General features: G+C 67.8%; 10 protein-coding genes. 5 read left to right on the top strand and 5 right to left on the bottom strand.

The window, feature by feature from the left end:
• Window positions 1–39: 39 nt before the first annotated feature.
• Window positions 40–612, bottom strand: coding sequence for a hypothetical protein (locus ACQEUR_RS19480; RefSeq protein WP_433033042.1), 573 nt, complete (start codon window positions 610–612; stop codon window positions 40–42).
• Window positions 613–1,071: 459 nt separating this feature from the next.
• On the opposite strand from ACQEUR_RS19480, the gene ACQEUR_RS19475 reads away from it, so the two are divergent.
• The 4 genes from ACQEUR_RS19475 to ACQEUR_RS19460 all read left to right on the top strand — a co-directional run bounded on the left by ACQEUR_RS19475 (window position 1,072) and on the right by ACQEUR_RS19460 (window position 10,357).
• The gene (locus ACQEUR_RS19475) at window positions 1,072–2,139 is read left to right on the top strand and encodes an ATP-dependent DNA ligase (protein ID WP_433033039.1); all 1,068 of its coding nucleotides are present in this window, start codon (window positions 1,072–1,074) and stop codon (window positions 2,137–2,139) included.
• Between the two features lie 2,308 nt (window positions 2,140–4,447).
• Complete coding sequence (locus ACQEUR_RS19470; RefSeq protein WP_433033036.1) at window positions 4,448–5,698, top strand: IS110 family transposase; 1,251 nt, start codon at window positions 4,448–4,450, stop codon at window positions 5,696–5,698.
• A 709-nt stretch (window positions 5,699–6,407) separates the two neighbouring features.
• Window positions 6,408–9,944 (top strand): DNA polymerase III subunit alpha, encoded by a 3,537-nt coding sequence (dnaE, locus tag ACQEUR_RS19465; protein ID WP_433033033.1) that lies wholly within the window; start codon window positions 6,408–6,410, stop codon window positions 9,942–9,944.
• Complete coding sequence (locus tag ACQEUR_RS19460) at window positions 9,932–10,357, top strand: DUF6300 family protein (protein WP_433033030.1); 426 nt, start codon at window positions 9,932–9,934, stop codon at window positions 10,355–10,357. Before dnaE ends, ACQEUR_RS19460 begins: the two co-directional genes overlap by 13 nt.
• Window positions 10,358–10,804: 447 nt before the next feature.
• Here the strand turns inward: ACQEUR_RS19460 and ACQEUR_RS19455 are convergent, their stop codons facing one another.
• Window positions 10,805–11,578, bottom strand: a complete 774-nt coding sequence (locus ACQEUR_RS19455) for a class I SAM-dependent methyltransferase (RefSeq protein WP_433033027.1) — start codon at window positions 11,576–11,578, stop codon at window positions 10,805–10,807.
• Window positions 11,575–12,066 (bottom strand): hypothetical protein, encoded by a 492-nt coding sequence (locus ACQEUR_RS19450; RefSeq protein ID WP_433033024.1) that lies wholly within the window; start codon window positions 12,064–12,066, stop codon window positions 11,575–11,577. The genes ACQEUR_RS19455 and ACQEUR_RS19450 overlap by 4 nt, the downstream gene beginning before the upstream one ends.
• A 189-nt stretch (window positions 12,067–12,255) precedes the next feature.
• Here ACQEUR_RS19450 and ACQEUR_RS19445 point away from each other — a divergent pair, with 189 nt between their 5' ends.
• Window positions 12,256–12,402 carry a hypothetical protein gene (locus ACQEUR_RS19445; RefSeq protein WP_433033021.1) on the top strand — a complete coding sequence of 49 codons (147 nt, stop codon included), beginning with the start codon at window positions 12,256–12,258 and terminating at the stop codon, window positions 12,400–12,402.
• A 73-nt stretch (window positions 12,403–12,475) separates the two neighbouring features.
• Here ACQEUR_RS19445 and ACQEUR_RS19440 read toward each other — a convergent pair whose 3' ends face one another.
• Both ACQEUR_RS19440 and ACQEUR_RS19435 read right to left on the bottom strand, forming a co-directional pair.
• On the bottom strand, window positions 12,476–13,417 hold the full coding sequence (locus tag ACQEUR_RS19440) for a TauD/TfdA family dioxygenase (RefSeq protein ID WP_433033018.1): 942 nt from the start codon (window positions 13,415–13,417) through the stop codon (window positions 12,476–12,478).
• Window positions 13,414–18,918, bottom strand: coding sequence for an AMP-binding protein (locus tag ACQEUR_RS19435; RefSeq protein WP_433033015.1), 5,505 nt, complete (start codon window positions 18,916–18,918; stop codon window positions 13,414–13,416). Before ACQEUR_RS19435 ends, ACQEUR_RS19440 begins: the two co-directional genes overlap by 4 nt.

Here is an 18,918-nt window from a genome sequence, read left to right as displayed (position 1 = left end):
GGGTCGCAGCCTTCCTTCCAGCCCGCCGGCCAGGGCGGACTATTCGTCCGACCAACTGGAGCGGAACCACAGCCAGTCCGGCATGCCGACCGGTTCAAGACCGAGCGTGGTCAGTGTGCCGATGAGGACCTGGTCCCAGTCGAGGTCCGGGTCACCGGAAACGCCGACCGCCGGATCGAGGATGTAGTCGTCCCCGTTGTGGTGGGCGACGTCCTCCGCGTCGCGGTCGAACAACGAGTCGGCGATGACGAGGACGAACTGGGCGACTCCGACCCGATCCCACGAGCGCAGCTCCGACGTGGCCGGCAGGCTGAGGCTGGGCGTCGGTGGGGCGTTGGCCTCCCGGGACCAGTCCGGCGGGGAGACCTCGAGCGCCTCCATGAACACCGCCGGTAGATCCACAACAGTAGGGGGACGGCCGGACCGCACGCCAAGACGATCACGGGCCGTCTCTGCTGCACGCAGCGCGAACTCGTGCGTCGGATCGGTCTCGTCGTACCAGCCGTTCCGGAGTTCGTCACCCACGGCGAACCGGTGCAGGTTCCAGGTTCGGGGACCACCAAGGTTGTATCCGTAGGCACTCAGCAGACGACACGAGGGCCTCAACGACATCCCATTACCGTATGCGCACGACCACCAGCTGTCGATGTCTCGCTAGCCAAGTCTCACGCCGATCCCGGTAAGTCACCTGCCGCGACGTCCGCCACGAGTTCCGCAAGCCGCTGGGCAACCGCTATCTGGCGACGGGTCGTGGCTCAGGCCGGGCGCCGGGCGTAGCGCCTGCTCGGGCCGCGTGGACGGCTGCTCCCGTTGGGTTACTGCGGGACCACAGCGACCTGGATCGGCGGAACTGGATCGGCGGAACGCCATGAACCATGTCGAGATCGAGGTCGGATAGCCAGCGAGCGGTGTTTCGGCCAATTCGGGGCCGTTGTGCCTGTCGCTGTCGTGGAGGGCCCCCTCGGCTCCGTCTGGCCGTCCTCTCAAGCTCAGCGAATTCGGCATATCCGCAGGTCAGCCTATCTGTGTACGGGGTTAGCGTTCGGCGTTCCGAGTGTGGGAGGACCGGTCGTGCTGAGTTGGCCTGTGGATCCGGTTCGGGCGGTCGCGGCCCGATCGGTGCCCGAGTCGGGTGGCGGATCGGTCTATGAGATGAAGTGGGACGGGTTCCGGGCGATCGTGTGGCGCACGGGCGGTGGTGTGCGGATCCAGTCGCGTCAGGGTGTTGATCTCACTCGATTCTTCCCGGACTTGGTGTCCCCGCTGGTGGACGTGTTGCCGGGCCGGACGGTGCTGGACGGGGAGCTGCTGGTCTGGGACGCCCAACGGGGCCGGTGCAGCTTCTCGCTTTTGCAGCGCCGGCTGACTGCCGGCCGCAGGCTGCCGGAGGTTGTCCGGCAGCATCCGGCCCATTTGGTCGCGTTCGATCTGCTCCGCGATGGGCGCGGCGTCGAGTTGCTTGGTCAGCCGCTGATCACGCGCCGGACGAAACTGGAGCGGTTGCTGCGCCGCGCGCCTGCGCAGATCGCCGTCTGTCCGCAGACTGGGGACCGGGACGTCGCGCTGGGCTGGCTTGACGACCTGGGCGTTGCCGGTGTTGAGGGCGTCGTGATTAAGCCGGCGGCGAGCCTTTATCGCGCTGGCGCCCAGTTGTGGGTGAAGGTCCGTGCTCGTGACACGGCCGAGTTCGTGATCGGTGGGGTGACCGGTGCCCTCGATCGGCCGGTGACATTGCTGCTCGGTCGTTTCGACGGGAGTGGAACTTTCCGTTTCGTGGGACAGACTCATCCGGTGAAGGCCGACGATCGTCAGGATCTAGTCCGGGCGCTGCGCGGCCTGTTGTTCCGCGGTCCTGGCGCCGGGCACCCGTGGCCGTGCCCGTTGCCGGCCGCGTGGACTGGCAACTTCGCCGAGCGGCACCCGCTGGCGTTCATCCCGGTCGAGCCGACGGTCGTTGTCGAAGTGGAAGTCGACACGGCGCTGGACGGCCCGTTCGGCCGCGTCCGGCATCGTGGCCGCCTGGTCCGGATCCGGCTTGATCTTCACCCTCAGGACGTCACCACGGGCGATTCCGAGGCGCAGCGCGGCAATCCAGTGGCAGACACGGCCGGCCCGTTGGCCGACGCCGGACGACGGTGACGGGCTTTCAGGTCCGGCCAGTTGGTCGGGCGCGTGCGTTGTTGGGCAGGTCGGGGAGGTAGCCCGACCAGCTGTTGCCGGGGAACTTCGAACATCAGTGGGCGGTGCCGGGATGGATCCCGAAGAGGTCGGCGATCACGATGGATGGCAGGTCGGCCAGTGTTTGCATCATGGCGGTGTTGCGGGCGGCACGCACGGAAAGGCCGTCGCGTCAAACGCCCAGTCCACTGCTAACGCGAGTCGGCGCAGCCAGCGCGTTCATCGCCGGCCGGCGGTCGGGACGACCTTCGGCGGGTAGGGCAACAGGGGCCACGCGGCGGGCTGTGCTCGCTGAACGTCGCCGATTCGCCTAATCGTCACCGGCAGCCGGTGCCCGGCCGGTCGTCGTGTCGCAGGCTGCTACCGGTGGTGGTGTGACTAGACTCGCCCCTCGTACAACCGTGCTATCTGTGGGGGTGCTGGTGTCGGGGCCTGTGAACCTTGGGTGGGTCTTCTGGCCCAGCAGCGCCGCTGAACCGGAGCGAGTCGTTGAGCATGCCGGCAAGCCGATACACGGTTTTGGGCGGCGGGTCGATGACCTGATCGAGGTGAAGGTCGGCCTCACCGACAGCGCCGGTAGGCGTACCGCGCGAGATCATCCCCGGCTGACTCAACGAACACCCGTCTGGGAACGTCAGGTCCGGAACGGCGGTAGCCGGGGCGTCTTCTCCCACACTCTTTCTCCGTCAACCCGCAACGCCAGCCAGGCGGTCGCGGCTTGTCGGCGAATCGTCGAGACCACTCGACAGGCGCGGACCCACTATCTGCGCCGGCCATCACGGTCCGCGCCGGAGCCCACACGTTCTCGATCGTCATCCCGTCTGGCGTGTCGCGGCGGGCAGGCCGCCCGGCCCGGTCTCCCACACTGAGGAAGAACCTCTCAACGAATTCGTGCCGATTGCCCTGCGCCGCTGCTCCCTCAGTTGGCGCGGCTGGCTCCACTCGGCGTCGGCGAGTCGAGGCAGGCGGATCGTCGCGCGGCGGGGGCGGCCGGCTGCGCCTCGTCCCCGCGCCTCAATGTCAAACTCGCAGTGCCGCAGCCGTCCCACGACACCATCTGACCGATCCAGCAGCGTGCGTTGACTCCGATCTCCAGGTCGACACACCCAGCCCGTACAGACCCCACGATGAGAACGCAACCGCGGCTGCGGGCCCGCGCACTCAGCATTCGCGCCGTCGCCTCGCCGATCTCAGCCGGTAGCACAGCGGCGACTAGACTCATCCCGTCGACCAGTGCGCCAACGACGGCTGGTAGGTCCGGTCCTGGGTGCGGAACCAGCGCCAGCCGATGCAACGGGACACCGAACTCGGCTGCGGCGGCCAGGCCGAGGTTCGGCGCGCCGACCACTGCGCTCCACCGGTCCGTGTCCGCCATCGCGCCGGCGAGCAGGAGCAGCAGTAGCGATACTGAGCCGGTCGCCCGCACCGTGGCGCCCTGCCGGAGCCCGGCGGGAAGCAACTCGGCGAGTTCCTCCGACACCGCCAACGCCGCTGCGGAGGACCGGTCGGCGACCGCCGGGTCGACCGCACGGCGGACCGGCGCGCCAGGCGCGGGCCGTCGTCCCCGGCCGGCCGACACCTCCGCCAGAATCCGCTCGACCTCATCGCGGTCGGAAGATCCGGTGAGCCATCGTCCTGTTTGGCTGCTCCTGCCACAACGTCCCCCCCACGCGAGATGGTCCGTGCCGTGAGCGAACGGGGGGAAGGATTCGCACTCACGTTCGAACAGCAGCGTAGCGGCGGGGGTGGGCCTCCGCAATCGAGCGGGCTCAGGTACGAGAGGTGCGGCCCTGTCGCATCCTGCAGACCAATCGGCGCAACCGGCGGGGCCCACGTGAGTCCACTCGTGGAGAACGGTGAGATCGACCCAGGAAGAGCGGCGCGGAGGTAGCAGCGAGGCCCGACCGTGCGCGGGCTCGGCCACTGTGCACCTGGTGTGAGTTGGTGGCGTTGGGGCGGTTGGTGAGGTATCTTCTCTGGCGATCAGCTTCCCCACCTGCGTGGGGGTGTTCCAGTCCCGGGCGTACGCCGGGTTTGCCCAGCTGATCGGGCTCTTTGTATTTCCCCACCTGAGTGGGGGTGTCTCGCCGCACCACACCGTGTTCACGTGTGGTGTCTGACGGCGCTGCCAAGCGGTGGTTTGCGCGGGGTAATTCGTGCTTCCCGCCCGCCTATTGCGGTAGCCGTGGCGTGCCCGTGTGTTCAGGCAGGAGTCGGTCCGTACCGCTTCCTCGCCTGAATCCCGTCTCAGGCAGGGGGTTCGGTACGGATGGACAGGTCACCACGGTTCGTAGCCGGCATCGACTGGAGCGAGCATCTCAATGATGTCGCGGTCGTGGACCGGCTCGGGGCGGTCGTCGCCCGCGCCCGAGTGCCAGCCACGCCCGACGGGGTCCGTGAGCTTTTCGGGCTGTTGAACGGCCTGCGGACCAGTCACACCCACGGGCGGCGGCAGGTCCCGGTCGGGATCGAAACGAACCGGGGCCTGCTGGTCCACGCGCTGCGAGCCAAGGGGCAGCCGGTGTTTCAGGTCCCGCCGGGAGCGATCGCCGGTTACCGTCGCCGAGCCTCACCGACCAGGAAAAAATCTGACAAATCCGATGCAGAACTGATCGCGATGTATCTTCGCGACGGCTGGGGCCGCTTGCGTTCACTGCCAGAGTGCACGCCGGAGGCGGCGTCAACCAGGCTGCTCGTCCATGCGCAGCTGCGGGCTCAGCGCACGCGTGATCAGGTACAGGCCAAGTTGCGTGCGCTGCTGCAGGAGGCGCACCCGGCTGCGGTCAGGGTCTGGGCCGATATGGACCACGGGATCCGTCGCGCTGAGGCGCGGGCGGTCCTCGCCGCCGGGCCCACCGCCGCCACCGCTGGGCGGCTGACTCAGTACCGGCTTGCGAAAATCCTCGCCGGCGCCGGACGGATACGCCTGATCGATGACGAGGCGTACCGGCTGCGTGACGCGTTCGCGGTACCGGTACTCCGGCTGCCCGCATCGGTCGAGGAGGCCATGGCTGTCGAGGTGCGAGCGACTCTCGCCTTCTTCGATCATGCCTGCGAGACCAGCGATCAGCTCACCGCGCAGGTGACTGAGGCCTTCCTCGATCATCCCGCAGCCAAGATCTACCTGTCGTTTCCCGGGTGCGGGGCGTTGACCGGCGCGCGGCTGCTTGCGGAGATCGGCGACGACCCGACCCGCTTCGCCACCGGTCAAGGTCTTCGCGCTTATGCGGGCTTGGCACCGTTGACCTGGGCGAGTGGTTCGAGTCGGCACGTCACGCACCGCAGGGTCTGCAACCGCCGGTTGAAGACCACCTGCCATCGGTGGGCGTTCTCGTCGCTGACCAGGTCACCGGGATGCAGGGGCCTGTACGACCGCCGCCGCACCGTCGGCGACAGCTATGCCGGTGCGCTGCGCATCGTCGCGGGCCGCCTGCTCAGCGGCCTTCACCACTGCCTGGCCCGCGGCGAGCTTTACGACGAGCACTCCGCGTTCGGCGCCACCGCGTCCGGGCATGGTTGAGGTTGGCTGGAGGTCGGCCGGGACACCTGAGTCAACCCCGAGCCACCGAGCTCTGACGTGGGAACGATGCCCGGCCGCCCCCAGCCAACCTCAACCAGCAGCGAACACCTACCGGCCACGCCTTGGCGGTGCACGCCTACCCCAGCGTCAATCCACATATCGACGCTGGGGTAGGCGGGTGGCCGTCCCGCCTGATCACGCCGTCCCCGACTGGGCGATCTTCTTCGCTTCCGCGATGGCCCCGGCAGGGCAGGTTCGCGCCGACACGCCGATCCTGGTCTCGTTCGTCGCACCTCACTGGGCCCCTGGCAACGAGTGGAGGCGAGCAGGAGCAGATTTCTGGGGGCGGTGCCTCACGCCGCACGCCCGAAGGCAGCCCGCCGAACCCAGCCCATCGGAGCGCAACGCGCCTGATCAGAGCCGCTCGTTGGCCTGAGTGTTCTTAGCTCGCCGACCGCCGCCGTCCAAAAGCCGGCTCACTGCTTTGCCGCGCACCCAACTGTTAGCCTGACGGGCCTGTGCGCGATGCCAGCGCGTAGCGGTGAGTAATCTCGCCAACACGATCCCCGTCGACGCTGCCTCATCGATAGGGTCCGTGCCGTTTGTCTCTCTGGGGTGTCAGGCGACCCCGACCACCCCGTACGAGCACTAGGCTGAGGCGCTGATTCAGCCTCCACGAGGCCGTGACCGGGACGGGAGACGGGTTCAGATGTCGGACTCGTTCGTGCACCTGCACGTTCACACTGAGTATTCGATGCTTGACGGTGCGGCCAAGCTCGGGCCGTTGTTCAAGGAGGCCGAGCGGCTCGGGATGCCAGCGGTTGCCATGACCGACCATGGCAACATGTTCGGTGCGTACTCGTTTGTCGAGGCGGCCAAGTCGACCAACGTCAAGCCGATCGTGGGGATCGAGGCGTACCTCGCCCCGCACGATCGGTTCCACAAGAAGCCGGTCTTCTGGGGCGGGCCAGGTGACCGCAGGGACGACATCTCTGGCGGCGGCGCGTACACCCACATGACCATGGTGGCGGAGACCGCCGAAGGATTGCGCAACCTTTTCAAGCTCTCCAGCCTGGCCAGCATCGAGGGCTACTACTACAAGCCGCGGATGGACCGCGAACTGATCGCCCGCCACGCTGCCGGCGTGATCGCCACCACCGGCTGCCCCTCCGGTGAGGTGCAGACGCGCCTGCGGCTCGGCCAGGACGCGGAGGCCCTCCAGGCCGCAGCCGACTATCGAGACATCTTCGGTGCTGACAACTTCTTCCTGGAGCTGATGGACCACGGCCTGGACATCGAACGCCGCGTGCGCGAAGGTCTTCTCGATGTCGGGCGGAAGCTCAACCTGAACTTGCTGGCCACCAACGACTCGCACTACGTCACCCAGGATCAGGCGAAGGCCCACGATGCACTCCTGTGCATCCAGTCGGGCAGCACGCTGGATGACCCCAACCGATTTCGTTTCGACGGAGACGGCTACTACCTCAAAAGTCCCGAGGAGATGCGCAAGATCTTCGACGGTGACCTACGAGATGCCTGCCTGAATACGCTTCTCATCGCCGAACGAATCCAGCCCTACGACGAGGCGTTCGCCTTCAACAGCCGGATGCCGGAGTTCCCAGTACCGGACGGCGAGACGCAGGGAAGCTGGCTCCGGAAGGAAACCGAGCGGGGGCTGTCCTTCCGCTTCCCCGACGGCGTTCCGCCCGAGTACGTCACGCGTGCCGACTACGAGTTGGGGATCATCGAACAGATGGGTTTCCCCGCCTACTTCCTCGTGGTGGCCGACTTGCTTCGCCACGCGCGAAGCCAGAAGATTCGCTACGCCCCAGGGCGTGGATCGGCAACCGGCTGTCTCGTCGCCTACGCGCTACAGATCACCGAATTGGACCCGATCCATCACGGGCTGATCTTCGAGCGATTCCTGAACCCCGAGCGGGTCTCGATGCCGGACATCGACCTCGACTTCGACGAGCGTCGGCGCGGCGAGATGATTCGCTACACCACCGAGGTCTACGGTGACGACCGAGTATGCCAGATCGTCACCTTCGGAACGATCAAGACTAAGGCGGCGCTCAAGGATGCGTCACGCGTCCTCGGCTACCCGTTTGCCATGGGCGAGCGGCTGACGAAGGCGATGCCGCCGCCGGTGATGGCGAAAGACATCCCAATCGCCGGCATGATCGACCCGGACCATCCCCGATATGGCGAGGCCGCCGAGTTCCGCGCACTGATCGAATCGGACCCCGATGCTCGACGTGTCTTTGACACCGCCCTCGGGCTGGAGGGACTAATCCGCCAGCCTGGGGTTCACGCGGCCGGCGTGATCCTGTCCAAGGACCCGCTGCTGGACATCCTGCCGGTCTGGCGTCGGGACCAGGATGGCGCCATCATCAGCGGCTGGGACTACCCCTCGTGCGAGGCCATCGGCCTGCTCAAGATGGACTATCTGGGGCTTCGCAACCTCACCGTCATCGACGACGCTGTGAACAACGTCCGCCGAACCACCGGCAACCCCGACTTCAACGTGTCCGCACACAAACTCGAAGATTCCAAGACCTACGAACTACTCGCCAGTGGCGAAACGCTCGGCGTGTTCCAACTCGACGGCGGACCGATGCGGGCGCTGCTCAAAGCCATGGCCCCGACGAACTTCGTCGACATCGCGGCCGTCCTCGCCCTCTACCGGCCAGGCCCGATGGCTGCGAATGCGCACATCGACTACGCCGACCGCAAGAACGGCCGCAAGCCGGTCGTGCCTATCCACCGTGAGTTCGCGGAAACGCTCGCCGACATTCTCGACCCGACCTACGGATTGATCGTCTTCCAGGAGCAGGTCCTGGCCATCGCCCGAAAAGTGGCGGGCTACAGCCTTGGTCAGGCAGACCTCCTGCGCCGCGCCATGGGCAAGAAAAAGAAGGAGATTCTCGACAAGGAGTTCATCGGCTTCGAAGCTGGCATGAAGGCCAACGGCTACTCCGATGAAGCGATCAAGACGCTGTGGGATATTCTGCTTCCGTTCGCCGGCTACGCGTTCAACAAGTCGCACACAGCCGGCTACGGCATCATCTCCTTCTGGACCGCTTTCCTCAAAGCCAACTATCCCGCCGAGTACATGGCCGCCCTCCTCACGAGTGTCGGCGACGCCCAAGACAAGATGGCGGTGTACCTGGCTGAATGCCGTCGCATGGGCATCCGCGTTCTTCCGCCGGACGTCAACGATTCCGACCAGCACTTCACCCCCGTTGGTATGGGCGAGATCCGCTTCGGCCTCGGCGCTGTCCGCAACGTCGGTGCGAACGTCGTCGAGTCGATCGTGAGGACACGCAATGAGAAGGGTGCATACACCTCGTTCGCGGACTTCCTCGACAAGGTCGAACTCGTGGCGTGCAACAAGCGCACCGTCGAATCATTGATCAAAGCTGGCGCCTTCGATTCGCTCGGACATACCCGTCGCGGCCTCCTTTCGGTTCACGCCGATGCGATCGATTCTCACGTCGGCCTCAAGAAGAATCAGCAAATTGGCCAGTACGACCTGTTCGGCGAAATGATGCCCACGGACGACGGGAACCCGGCCGCCTTCGCGTTCGAGATCAGTGACCGGGAGTGGGATCGGAAGGAAAAGCTCGCCTTCGAGCGGGAGATGCTCGGACTGTACGTATCGGACCACCCGCTGGCGGGAGCTGAACGCATTCTCCGAAAGAACAGCGACACTGCCATCGCTTCCATCGGTGAGGAAACGCCCGACCGTGCGAAAGTGATCATCGCCGGAATGATCGCAAGTGTCGAACGGCGAATAACCAAGGATGGCAAGCCGTGGGCCATCATCAAGGTCGAAGACCTGTCCGGAACCATCGAGGTCCTGTTCTTCGCTAAGACCTACGAACTCTTCGGGACAGAGCTTGCGCCGGACCGAATCGTGGCAGTTCAAGGCAACGTCAACCACCGCGACGGTGCGACGAGTATTTTCGGGTCGGACCTCAAGATCCTTGAGTTCTCTGAAGGTGACCTCGCGGCGCATCCGCCCCTGGTCATCGTGCTGCCCGTGCACCGGGTCGTGCCGCAGCTGGCCGGCAGCCTCAAGCGCGTCCTGGAAGATCATCCAGGGAAGACGACGGTGCGCGTCAAGCTCCGCGGCGACGGACAACGCGTCACTCTGCTGGAACTGAAGGGCTTCGCAGTCGAGCCGTCCGTAAGTCTACTCAGCGAACTCAAGGCACTCCTCGGCGCCGGATGTCTGGAATGATGGGCGCATCCGGGTGGTCCATCGAGACCAACGACACACGCTGCCACCAGTGCGAGGGCGGGCTGTACCTAATGCTGCGACTACCGCCCGAACTGGCGCGCTGGCCAGCGGGATCGCTCGGCGAAGGAACCAATCGGCTGGTTCCCCTCTGTCCGTGGTGCCACGGAGACGAGCCGCTAGCACAAGGGCTCCTCGCCTTCTTCGCAGTTCATCCATCCGTTGACGACGCGAACGTGACTGAGTTCGTCTCTCTGGTCAATGAGTGGCTACTCAACCTGCCAATCCCAGAAGCGTTCGATGCTAAGGCGTTTGAACTCGATGTTGCCGCCTGGCATCGAGGCGACTTCGACGAAAGCGAAACGCTCGGGAGACGGCGCGACGATCCGTCGCGACGGTCTCAGCCTGAGGGCTGAGGAGTGAGCCACCGACCCACCACTGTTGGGGGTGCGTTCACTTCATGTCGAGGGCAAGCTCCGACCTACCACCGGCTACTTGTTTCCCACTAGAGGCTCTTCCTTGCTAACGGACGGCCGCACCGGTTCGCTTGGGTGGTGAGCAGCGTGGCGATGTTGGCGTCCCTGTCCCGCCGATCTCAGACCGGCCGATCCCACTGGTCGGGGTTTTTTTAGCCCCTTCCATCGCCGGCCGAAATGATAAGTCCGGACGTCGAGAGGCATGGCATCAAGTCGGTCGGGGCGGCCGTCACCACCACCACAAACAGCTCTTACGATGCCCGAATGCGCAATAGTGAACTATCGGCTTCGTTGAGTGGACGCTCCTCGCGTCCGTGTCGAGTTGCCGAGAGGTGGACCATGGTGGGGTGAACCCAAGCCGTTTGACCCGGCGGCAGAAGACGGCGGTCAGCGGACCGCCTGCAGGTACAGCGTCTCGTCCTGGCGCAGTTCGCTGTCCAGCGCAGACAGGTGGGGATCACGGCCAGATCGGAAGGCGCACCGGCTGGTCGTATCCCGGACGAATCCAGCCTGTTCGAGGGCGTACCGCAGTTCCTGCTCGTCGTAGATCCACCGGTGGCCGAACTGGTAGAAGAGCTGGTTCAGCATGAACGCCGGCCGGTCCGGCATAGGGGTGACAGCCGGCACGACCGCGTCGATCCGAGACCGGTGCTCGGCGAAAAACGGGCCCGCCGGATCAGCGTGTGCCTGGGTGTAACGGCTCAGGTCCGGGGTGGTCAGTCGCAGTACCCCACCGGGCCGCAGCACCCGACGGACCTCGCGCAGCCAGTCGATCGCCTGGCCGAGCCGCAGATGCTCGATCAGGTGTTCGGCGTACGCCCAGTCCAGCGTTCCGTCCCCGAACGGCAGCGGCCCGGTGACGTCAACCGGCAGGAAGTAACCGGTGTCGTCGACCCGGTACAGCACGCCGGGCTCAGTACGACGGTCTCCGGCGTGCAGGGTGACCGTGTCAACTGCCAGTCCTTGGTGGTGACGGGTTCGAAGCGTGCCAAACTCCGCGCCGGTCAGCGCCCACCGGAGCATGTCGTCGGAGGTGATGCGCATGCCCGGTGCGCTGAGCGGTTCGAGCCGGTCGCGCCGGGCGAGCCGTGCGTCGATCGCCTGCCGGGCCAGGGCGCTGGCTTCAGGGTCCACCCAGTTCCACAACGGCTCGCCGGTCACCGTGCGCCCTCCGCGGTGGCGTAGCTCATATGGGTCTTGGGCGGGATCGAGTCGGGCACGCAGGTGACGTTCTGTCCGAACAGATCCGTGTAGCGGGTGTCGAGCAGGTACGTTCCGTGGGCGGTCAGATTTCGCAGTCCGTCGCGCGTGGGCAGTCTGTCCTCGACTAGCAGGTAGTTCCACGGCGACAGGAACTGGCCCACCGCCGTCAGGATCTGGTCCACGCAGGCGTGCACGTCCTCGGTCATCAGACAGGGGTTAGCAAAGGTGCGAGTCAGCTTCTCGGGCGGCAGTTCCGGCAGGTGCGCGACGTTGCCGGCGAGGAACTTAACCCGGTCGTTGACGCACGGTACCGGGCGGCTGTCCATCGAGACGATGTGCGGCTGTAGTTCGTGGCAGGCGGTGATGTCGGCCAGCCGTTGCGCTCTGGCGCCGGTACCCAATCCGAACTCGATGATGGTGGCCAGGCGCAGATCGTCGAGCAGCATCGGGTAGGCGGCCAGGTCGTAGTGGTCTTGGACCGCGGCAGCCCTCGCCCGCGCAGCACGGTGCCGATACCCCGGCTGGCCGCGCAGATCTCCAGCGGGACCGCCATGGCGGCGAGCGCCTCGTCCCTGCTGCGGGCCAGCCGGGGGCGAGGGTCGTAGAAACGGGGTGCCCCGGGGAGGGCGAGGTGGGTGCGCAGCAGCCGGACGACTTCCCCGTGCTGGTCTGCGGGCATCCTGGCGTCGGCCAGCGCCGCCGCGGTGCGCCGCTGCTCGTCGAGGTGCCTGCCGACGGTGGCCAAGCAGGTCGCCCAGATCCGCTCCGGGGCCACCGGGTGAGCTCGTGCCGCCGCCGGCGACGGGATGGGCGGGGGCTTCAGTCATGAGGCGTCCTCGGGTCGCAGTGTCGAGTTCAGCTGAACAGCGGATCGCGCTGGGCGCCGTGGCAGGGCATCCCCATCGCGACATGGACGGTGCGGTCGCCGCAGAAGGTGCTGCGTCCGTGCAGGTAGCGCAGGTTGTCGACCAGCACGACGTCGCCGGGCTGCCAGTCGATGAGCTGAGTGTTGGTTTCGAGTACATCGGAGATCTGGTGCAGGATCTCGTCGCTGATCGGTTGCCCGTCGGCGAAATGCGCCTGCCGGGGTAGCCCGTTGGCGCCGTACAAGGACGTCAGGGCGGCGCGGGTGGCATTGGGCAGCTGGGCCGGGTGGTGCAGGGATGCCTGGTTGAACCACACCAGTTTCCCTGTGACGCTGTCTCGCAGAACTCCCTGCGCGGTGTAGACGAGCCTGGGGTCGTCGGGGCCGTCGTGCAGGGTCATGCCGTGCCGCTGGGCGATACCAGCGATGACGGCGGGATCGTCGGCGCCGAATGCCGTGCTAAGCGGGATGTCGACGCCGGGGTGGAAGACCCTGGTGTAGCGGACCTTCCGCTGGTGGAACAGGTCCGGCAGATCTCCGAGGTGGGCGGTGACCGCGTCGAGATCGGCGACGGTGGTATGCCCACCGGTGGCGGGGCAGACCAGCGCGTGGAAGCACAGCAGCCGGGGGTAACGGGTGAGGTAGGCCATCTCGCTGTGCAGCGGGATGATCTGGTCGGCGGGATATTCGGTGGCGGTGTAGGTCTTGCCGGCGACGGCGCTGCGCGGGGTGGAGAAGAACACGTCCTCCATCAGTTCGGCGCCGAGCTGAGTCAGCAGGTGCTGGGCGAGGTCAACCTCGGCGGCGGCGAAACCGCGGAGCCAGACGACGCCGTCGGTGCGCAGACGCTGTCGCAGTTCATCGGTGTTGGCCGCCGCCCAGGTCAGCAGGTGCTCCCCAGGCTGGGGTGCGAACGGTCCGGGCAGGGTCATGATTTCTCCTCGATGGCGAGGCTGCGGTCTGGCTCTTCGGCGGCAGTGAGCCGGTCGAGGTAGTCACGGAGCAGGTGCGGCGCGGTGCCGTGCCGGCAGTACCAGCGGATCTGGATCGCGCCATCGGCCTGGTGTAGCAACTGCAGCTGGCGGTCATGGTGGAACAGGTCGCGGCTGCCGGTGACGCGGACACCCGCCGGTTCGCCGCCGGTGCCTGGCTGCGAGGCCTTGATGTAGTTGACACTGGTCGCGTCCGGGCGCGTCCAGGAAGGCCATTGGATCGCGGCGGCACGAACGGTGCTCAGCGGAGCGCTTGCGTGTCGATGGACCTGGCGTGTCAGCGCGACCAGGTCACCGCCTGTACCGGTTGCTCCGGTGCTAATCACGGTGAAGTACCAGAACATGCCGAGGGCGTGCATCGTCTCGGCGATGTCGGGGGTGCGGCCGCTGACGACCAGGTGGACAGGCCCTGCGGTGTGCTCGCGTGCTGTGGCCACGGCGGCTGCGGCCAGCACTGAGCGCAGGTCGACACCGTGGCCGACGGACCAGGTGGTGAGCCGCCGGGTGGCGTCGGCGTCCAGGCTCGCCGTGGCGTCCTCGCCATGCGGTGCGGCCGGACTCTCCCCTGCTGGTCGACCGGTCGCGCCGCCGGTTAAAACCGCGCCGATTCGGCCAGGCTGCCCCCTTGCCGAATCGTCACCCTTCTGATCACTGGTGTGCTGCTCCTGGGCGTGCTGCTCAGCGGCGGCGTGCTTGACCAGAGCGTCGAGGTCACCGTCGACGGGCCGGTCGCCAGGTATGGGAGCTCCGGTGCTCCAGGCCCGGGCCATGGCGCCGATCAGATCCAGCAGTGTGCGGTTACTCATCCCGTCGGCGACCGCGTGGTGCAGTGTCATCCCGATCTGTGTCGGTCCGTCCAGGGCGTCGAACACGGTCAGGGACGCGGGTGCGGCGCCGTGCCGGACTGCGGCGGCGTCGACGTCGTCCGGCGAGTGCAACCACTGGTCGCCCGCTGCGGCATGGCCTGGCCGGCGGTGTACGGCCAGGGCCGTGGGCGGAGCCAGATACTGCGCGATCGTGGCGACGGTATCGGTGAAGCGGGACCGGAAGGGGGCGAGCGTCCCGAGCATGGCGGCGAGCCGGTCAGCGAACGAGGCCGCCTCCGTGGTCGGGATCTCGGGGAACTCCAGCAGTTGCCGGGGGCGGTACACACCCGGCCCGTCGCTCGCGGTGCCCAGCATCAGCCGTTGCATGGCCGTTACCGGGACGTTGCGGTGGAAGATCGGCGTGATCGGTGGCGCCGGTGTTGCGGGAGCTGCGGTGAGGCCGTCGATGATCTCTTCGGCGAAGGGTAGGTAGCAGGCACCGTCGGCGACGTCGAACTCGGCGGTCACGGTGTCGCCTGGTCCGGGCCGCAACACGAGCGAGGCGTCGTACGGCAGGTGGTTGTCCGGGCTGTTGGCCGGGACCGGGCAGCGGTCCAGCCGGTCCAGGAGATCACCGGCTCCTGCGGCCGGCGGTGTGCCGTACGTTGGGCTGCCGGCGATGTTTACGGCGATGCGCCCGATCCGGGTCTCGGTGCTGTGGCTGTCCCAGCGGGTGACGGCGTAACCGACTCCGCTGTCGCTGACCGCCGACAGCAGATCGGCTATGCCGCGGGCCACGCGCGCGGTAGCCGGTTCGTGGGTGATCACGACGGGGTGGTGCAGTGCCAGCCAGCCGACGGTGTCGGACAGGTCGGTGCCCGCCAGCGCGGTTCGTCCGTTGCGTTCCAGGTTTACGACGGTCGCGCCTGGCAGGCCGGCCGCTGCCAGCGCCTGACCGAGGCAGGCCAGCAGTGCCGCTGCCTGAGAAACGCCCCAGTCGGCCGCGACCGTGCGGAGATCGAAGGTCAAGGTCCGGGTCAGCCGGCCCGCCGCGGGCGTTCCGGCTCCCTGGTGCGTGGTGGCTCCGGCGTCCAAGACCGCCTGCCACCGACGCGGCTGTGACCGGTAGGCGCCCGCATCGGCGGCGCGCCGGATCGCGGCAACGTAGCAGCGGTAGCCGGTGTCCGGGCGCAGTACCTGCCCGGCTGCGGCGCTGCGGATCCGATCGGTGATCAGGTGCCATGACCAGTCGTCGACGACTAGGTGATGAGCCACCAGCAGCAGGACTCCGGAGCCGTCGCGGTGACGCAGCGCCGCCGCAGTCAGCATCCGCCCGGTCTGGTGATCGACACGCTCGTGCAGGTCACGAACGATCGTGTCCAGGTCGGCGCCGGCGGACGGGTGGTGGACGGGCACGGACTGTGGAGCGTGGTCCGGATACGTCCTGTAGTCGATTCCGTCGGCGGTGATGCTGGCCGACAGCAACGGGGTGGACTGCACGACGGCGTGCACCGCCCGGGTGAGGTCGTCTCCGTCAGGCAGCACGGCCCACGGCATCCAGTGATATTGATGCCAGCGGCGTGGATTGGCGACCTGCATGGCGAAGAACCACTGCTGCGCCGGCCCGAGCGGCGTGCGTGACGGCGCCGGATCCGACGCCGGATCCTGCCCCGGTGCCGCGAGGTCCTGCGTGACGGCGGTGTGCAACGCCGTGGCGGTACGCAGCTGGTAGACGTCCTCGGGCGTCAGCTCGCCGCCGGCTTGCCGGATGGCCCGGACCAGCCGCAGCACCTGCAACGAGTCTCCGCCGCAGGCGAAGAAGTCGTCGTTGGGCGCCGGCGCGGCGCCCAGCACCTTGGCCCAGGTATCGGCCAGCACCCCGGTCATCGCCGTCGCAGCGGCTCTCGGCGGTGGTGACGGAAGCTGCTCGATCACGACGTTGCCGGCGGCGGTGCGCGGCAGTTGGTCGACGGCGACGATCCTGGCAGGGATCAGCGCCGGAGGAACCTGGCGGCGCAGTTGATCCTGCAGAGCCGCCGGATCGGGGCAGTGTTCGGCGTACAGATGCAGCACGCTGTCCCCGGAAGGCTGGACGACGACGTGCGCGTACACATCCCCGCAGAGCCCGGTAGCGTGAGCAGCGGCCTCCAGGTGTCCTGGCTCGACCCGGAATCCGCGGATCTTCACTTGCCGGTCGAGCCGTCCGGTGACATACACCTGCCCGTCGGTGCCCAGATGCGCGCGGTCGCCAGTGGCGTACCAGCGTGTCCCGGCCGCATCGGTGGTGAACCGGCGCGCAGTCGTGGCGGGGTCGTCGAGATATCCCTGAGCCAGTCCAGCCCCGGTCAGCAGCAACTCCCCGGGCACCCCGCAGGGCGCGGTCGCGACGCCGTCGATGGCGATACGTACGCCGAGCCCGCGGATGGGCTTGCCGACCGGCGCAGGGTCGGCCGGGTCGGTGAGTTCTGCGACAGCGGCGGTCACAGTCGCCTCCGTCGGCCCGTACACGTTGACGACCCGCAGCCCACCGTGTGCCAGGATCCGGCGGACCGCCCGAGGCCGGCTCCGGTCTCCGGCGGTGGCCACCAGGTGCAGCTGGGGCAGGCTCCGGCCGGTGCTCAGTTCGGCGGCGAGATCGTCGAACAGCGCCACGGGCAGAAAGGCATGGGTGACGCCACCGGCGGCGAGGTGATCGCCGACGGTGCCGCGGCTGAGGTCGGCGGGAACCAGGGTGGCGCCGGCCAGCAGCGCGCCGCTGACATGGCACAGCCAGGGGTCGGTGGTCGGCGGCGCGATCAACAGCACCCGGCTGCCGGGGGCGATCGCGAAACGGTCCGGCTCGCCCTGGGCCAGGTTCGACAGCGATGCCCGGGAGACGATCACCCCTTTGGGGCTGCCGGTCGACCCGGAGGTGAAGATGATGTAGGCCGGGTCGTCCGGTCCGGCCGTCCGTTCCGTGCCGGCCGGCCGGCGGCAGTCTGCGCGAAGTTTTCGGCACCCGTCGCCGGTGAGAAGAACGGCGGCGTTCGACTGCTGGATGATCTGGTCGCGGACCTGGCGGGGAGTGTCGTTGCTGACGGGCACGTACACCGCGCCGGCGCCGAGAACCGCCAGGAAGGAGGCGATCCGGCCGATGGTGGTGGCGTCGTCGACCACGACGATGTCGCCGCCACCGACACCGTGGCCGGCCAGTTCCCGCAGCCGGTGCAGAGCCAGCTCACGTAGCCGGCCGGCCGGGTAGGTCGTGGGACCGTCGGAGACGACCGGATGCTCATCGGCGAGCGTGTCGAGCAGGGTGTGGTCGATGGGCCGCCACGGATACGGCTGCCCGGCCCGGGCGTGCCGCAGCGCCGGCCGCCGCACCAGAGCCGGAAGCATCGCATCGGCACCCAGCGGTGGGCCGACATCCTCGGCGACGAGGTCGAGGACATGCCTCATGGTGGCTGCGATACCGGCGAGATGCGGGTACAGAACGCTGTTGCGCGCGGCGCGCAGGGTGATGGTCGTGGTGTCCCGGTCGTGACGGACCACAGTGGTCAGACCGCCGGCGGTGTGCTGGTCGGGGATGGCGACCGGGATGGAGTTCAGGCCTGGCAGGTCGGGTGCCTGCGGTGCGCTGTCCTGGACCACGCAGGCGGTCGCCGCGGGGTCGGACAGCCGGTGCAGCGCGCCGACCTCGTCGAGCAGGGCAAGTCCCGCTGTCAGCCGGCCTCGGGCTGCGAGCAGCGCCCGCGCGGTGTGGCGCAGGTGCGTTCGCAGCGAATCGGACCAGTCGTGCGTGAGGCGGATCGGGGCGAGCACGGTCAGCTGCCCGAACGTGGCATCAGAGGCGGGGTCGCGGGCGTCGACCGGAACGTGCACGACGATGTCCCCGGCGCCGAGGTGTCGAGCCACGGCATGGGCGTGCGCGGCGAGCACCGCCGCGGCCAGAGTGGCTCGCGATCGGCTGGCCGCTGCGGCGAGCCGATCGCGCTCACCTGCGGTCAGTCGAAGCTCCACGCGGGCCTCCTGTGGGCCGCCGTCGCCGGTCACGTCGCCCAGAACGGCCGCAGCGGCCGGCGTCCGATAGCCGCGGAACTGTTCCCGCAGCATGTGCTCGGCGTCGGGCGCAGGGTGAGTCGTGGCCAGGACCTGCTGGTAACTGCCGGCGCGGGGGCCGCCTGACCCGGGGCTGCGGTATTGCTCGGCCAGGTGCTCGTGCAACAGTCGCAGGCTGCTTCCGTCCGCGATCAGGTGGCTGAACATCTCGGTAACCAGCCACCGGCCGTCGGGCATCCGGTGCAGGTGCACCTCTCCTAGCGGGCCGTCGGCCGGGTCGAAGGTCGCGGTGGTGCGTTCCCGCACGATCGCGTCGACGCCTGCGGTGGTGACACCGGGGTGCAGGTGAACCATGGCGCGCACGGAGCTGGTGACGGCCCATCCTGGTTCCGGGCCGGACACCAGGCTCAGGCGCAGTGCGTCGTAACCGGTTAGCGCATGGTGGTACGCGGCGGCTAGGCGTTCGGCGTCGAGGTCGCCGGTGACCACGTAGGCGAATCCGCAGTTGGCGGCGGGGGTACCGCCTCCCAGCAGGCCCTGCTGGGAGGCGTGCGCGGGCAGAACAGGGGGCGACGAGGTCGGAGATGCGGCAGTCAT

Source organism: Plantactinospora sp. CA-290183, assembly GCF_050936375.1.
GTDB lineage: Bacteria > Actinomycetota > Actinomycetes > Mycobacteriales > Micromonosporaceae > Plantactinospora.
Note: the sequence above shows the minus strand (reverse complement) of the source record. Positions and strands in the feature narration are given on the sequence as shown.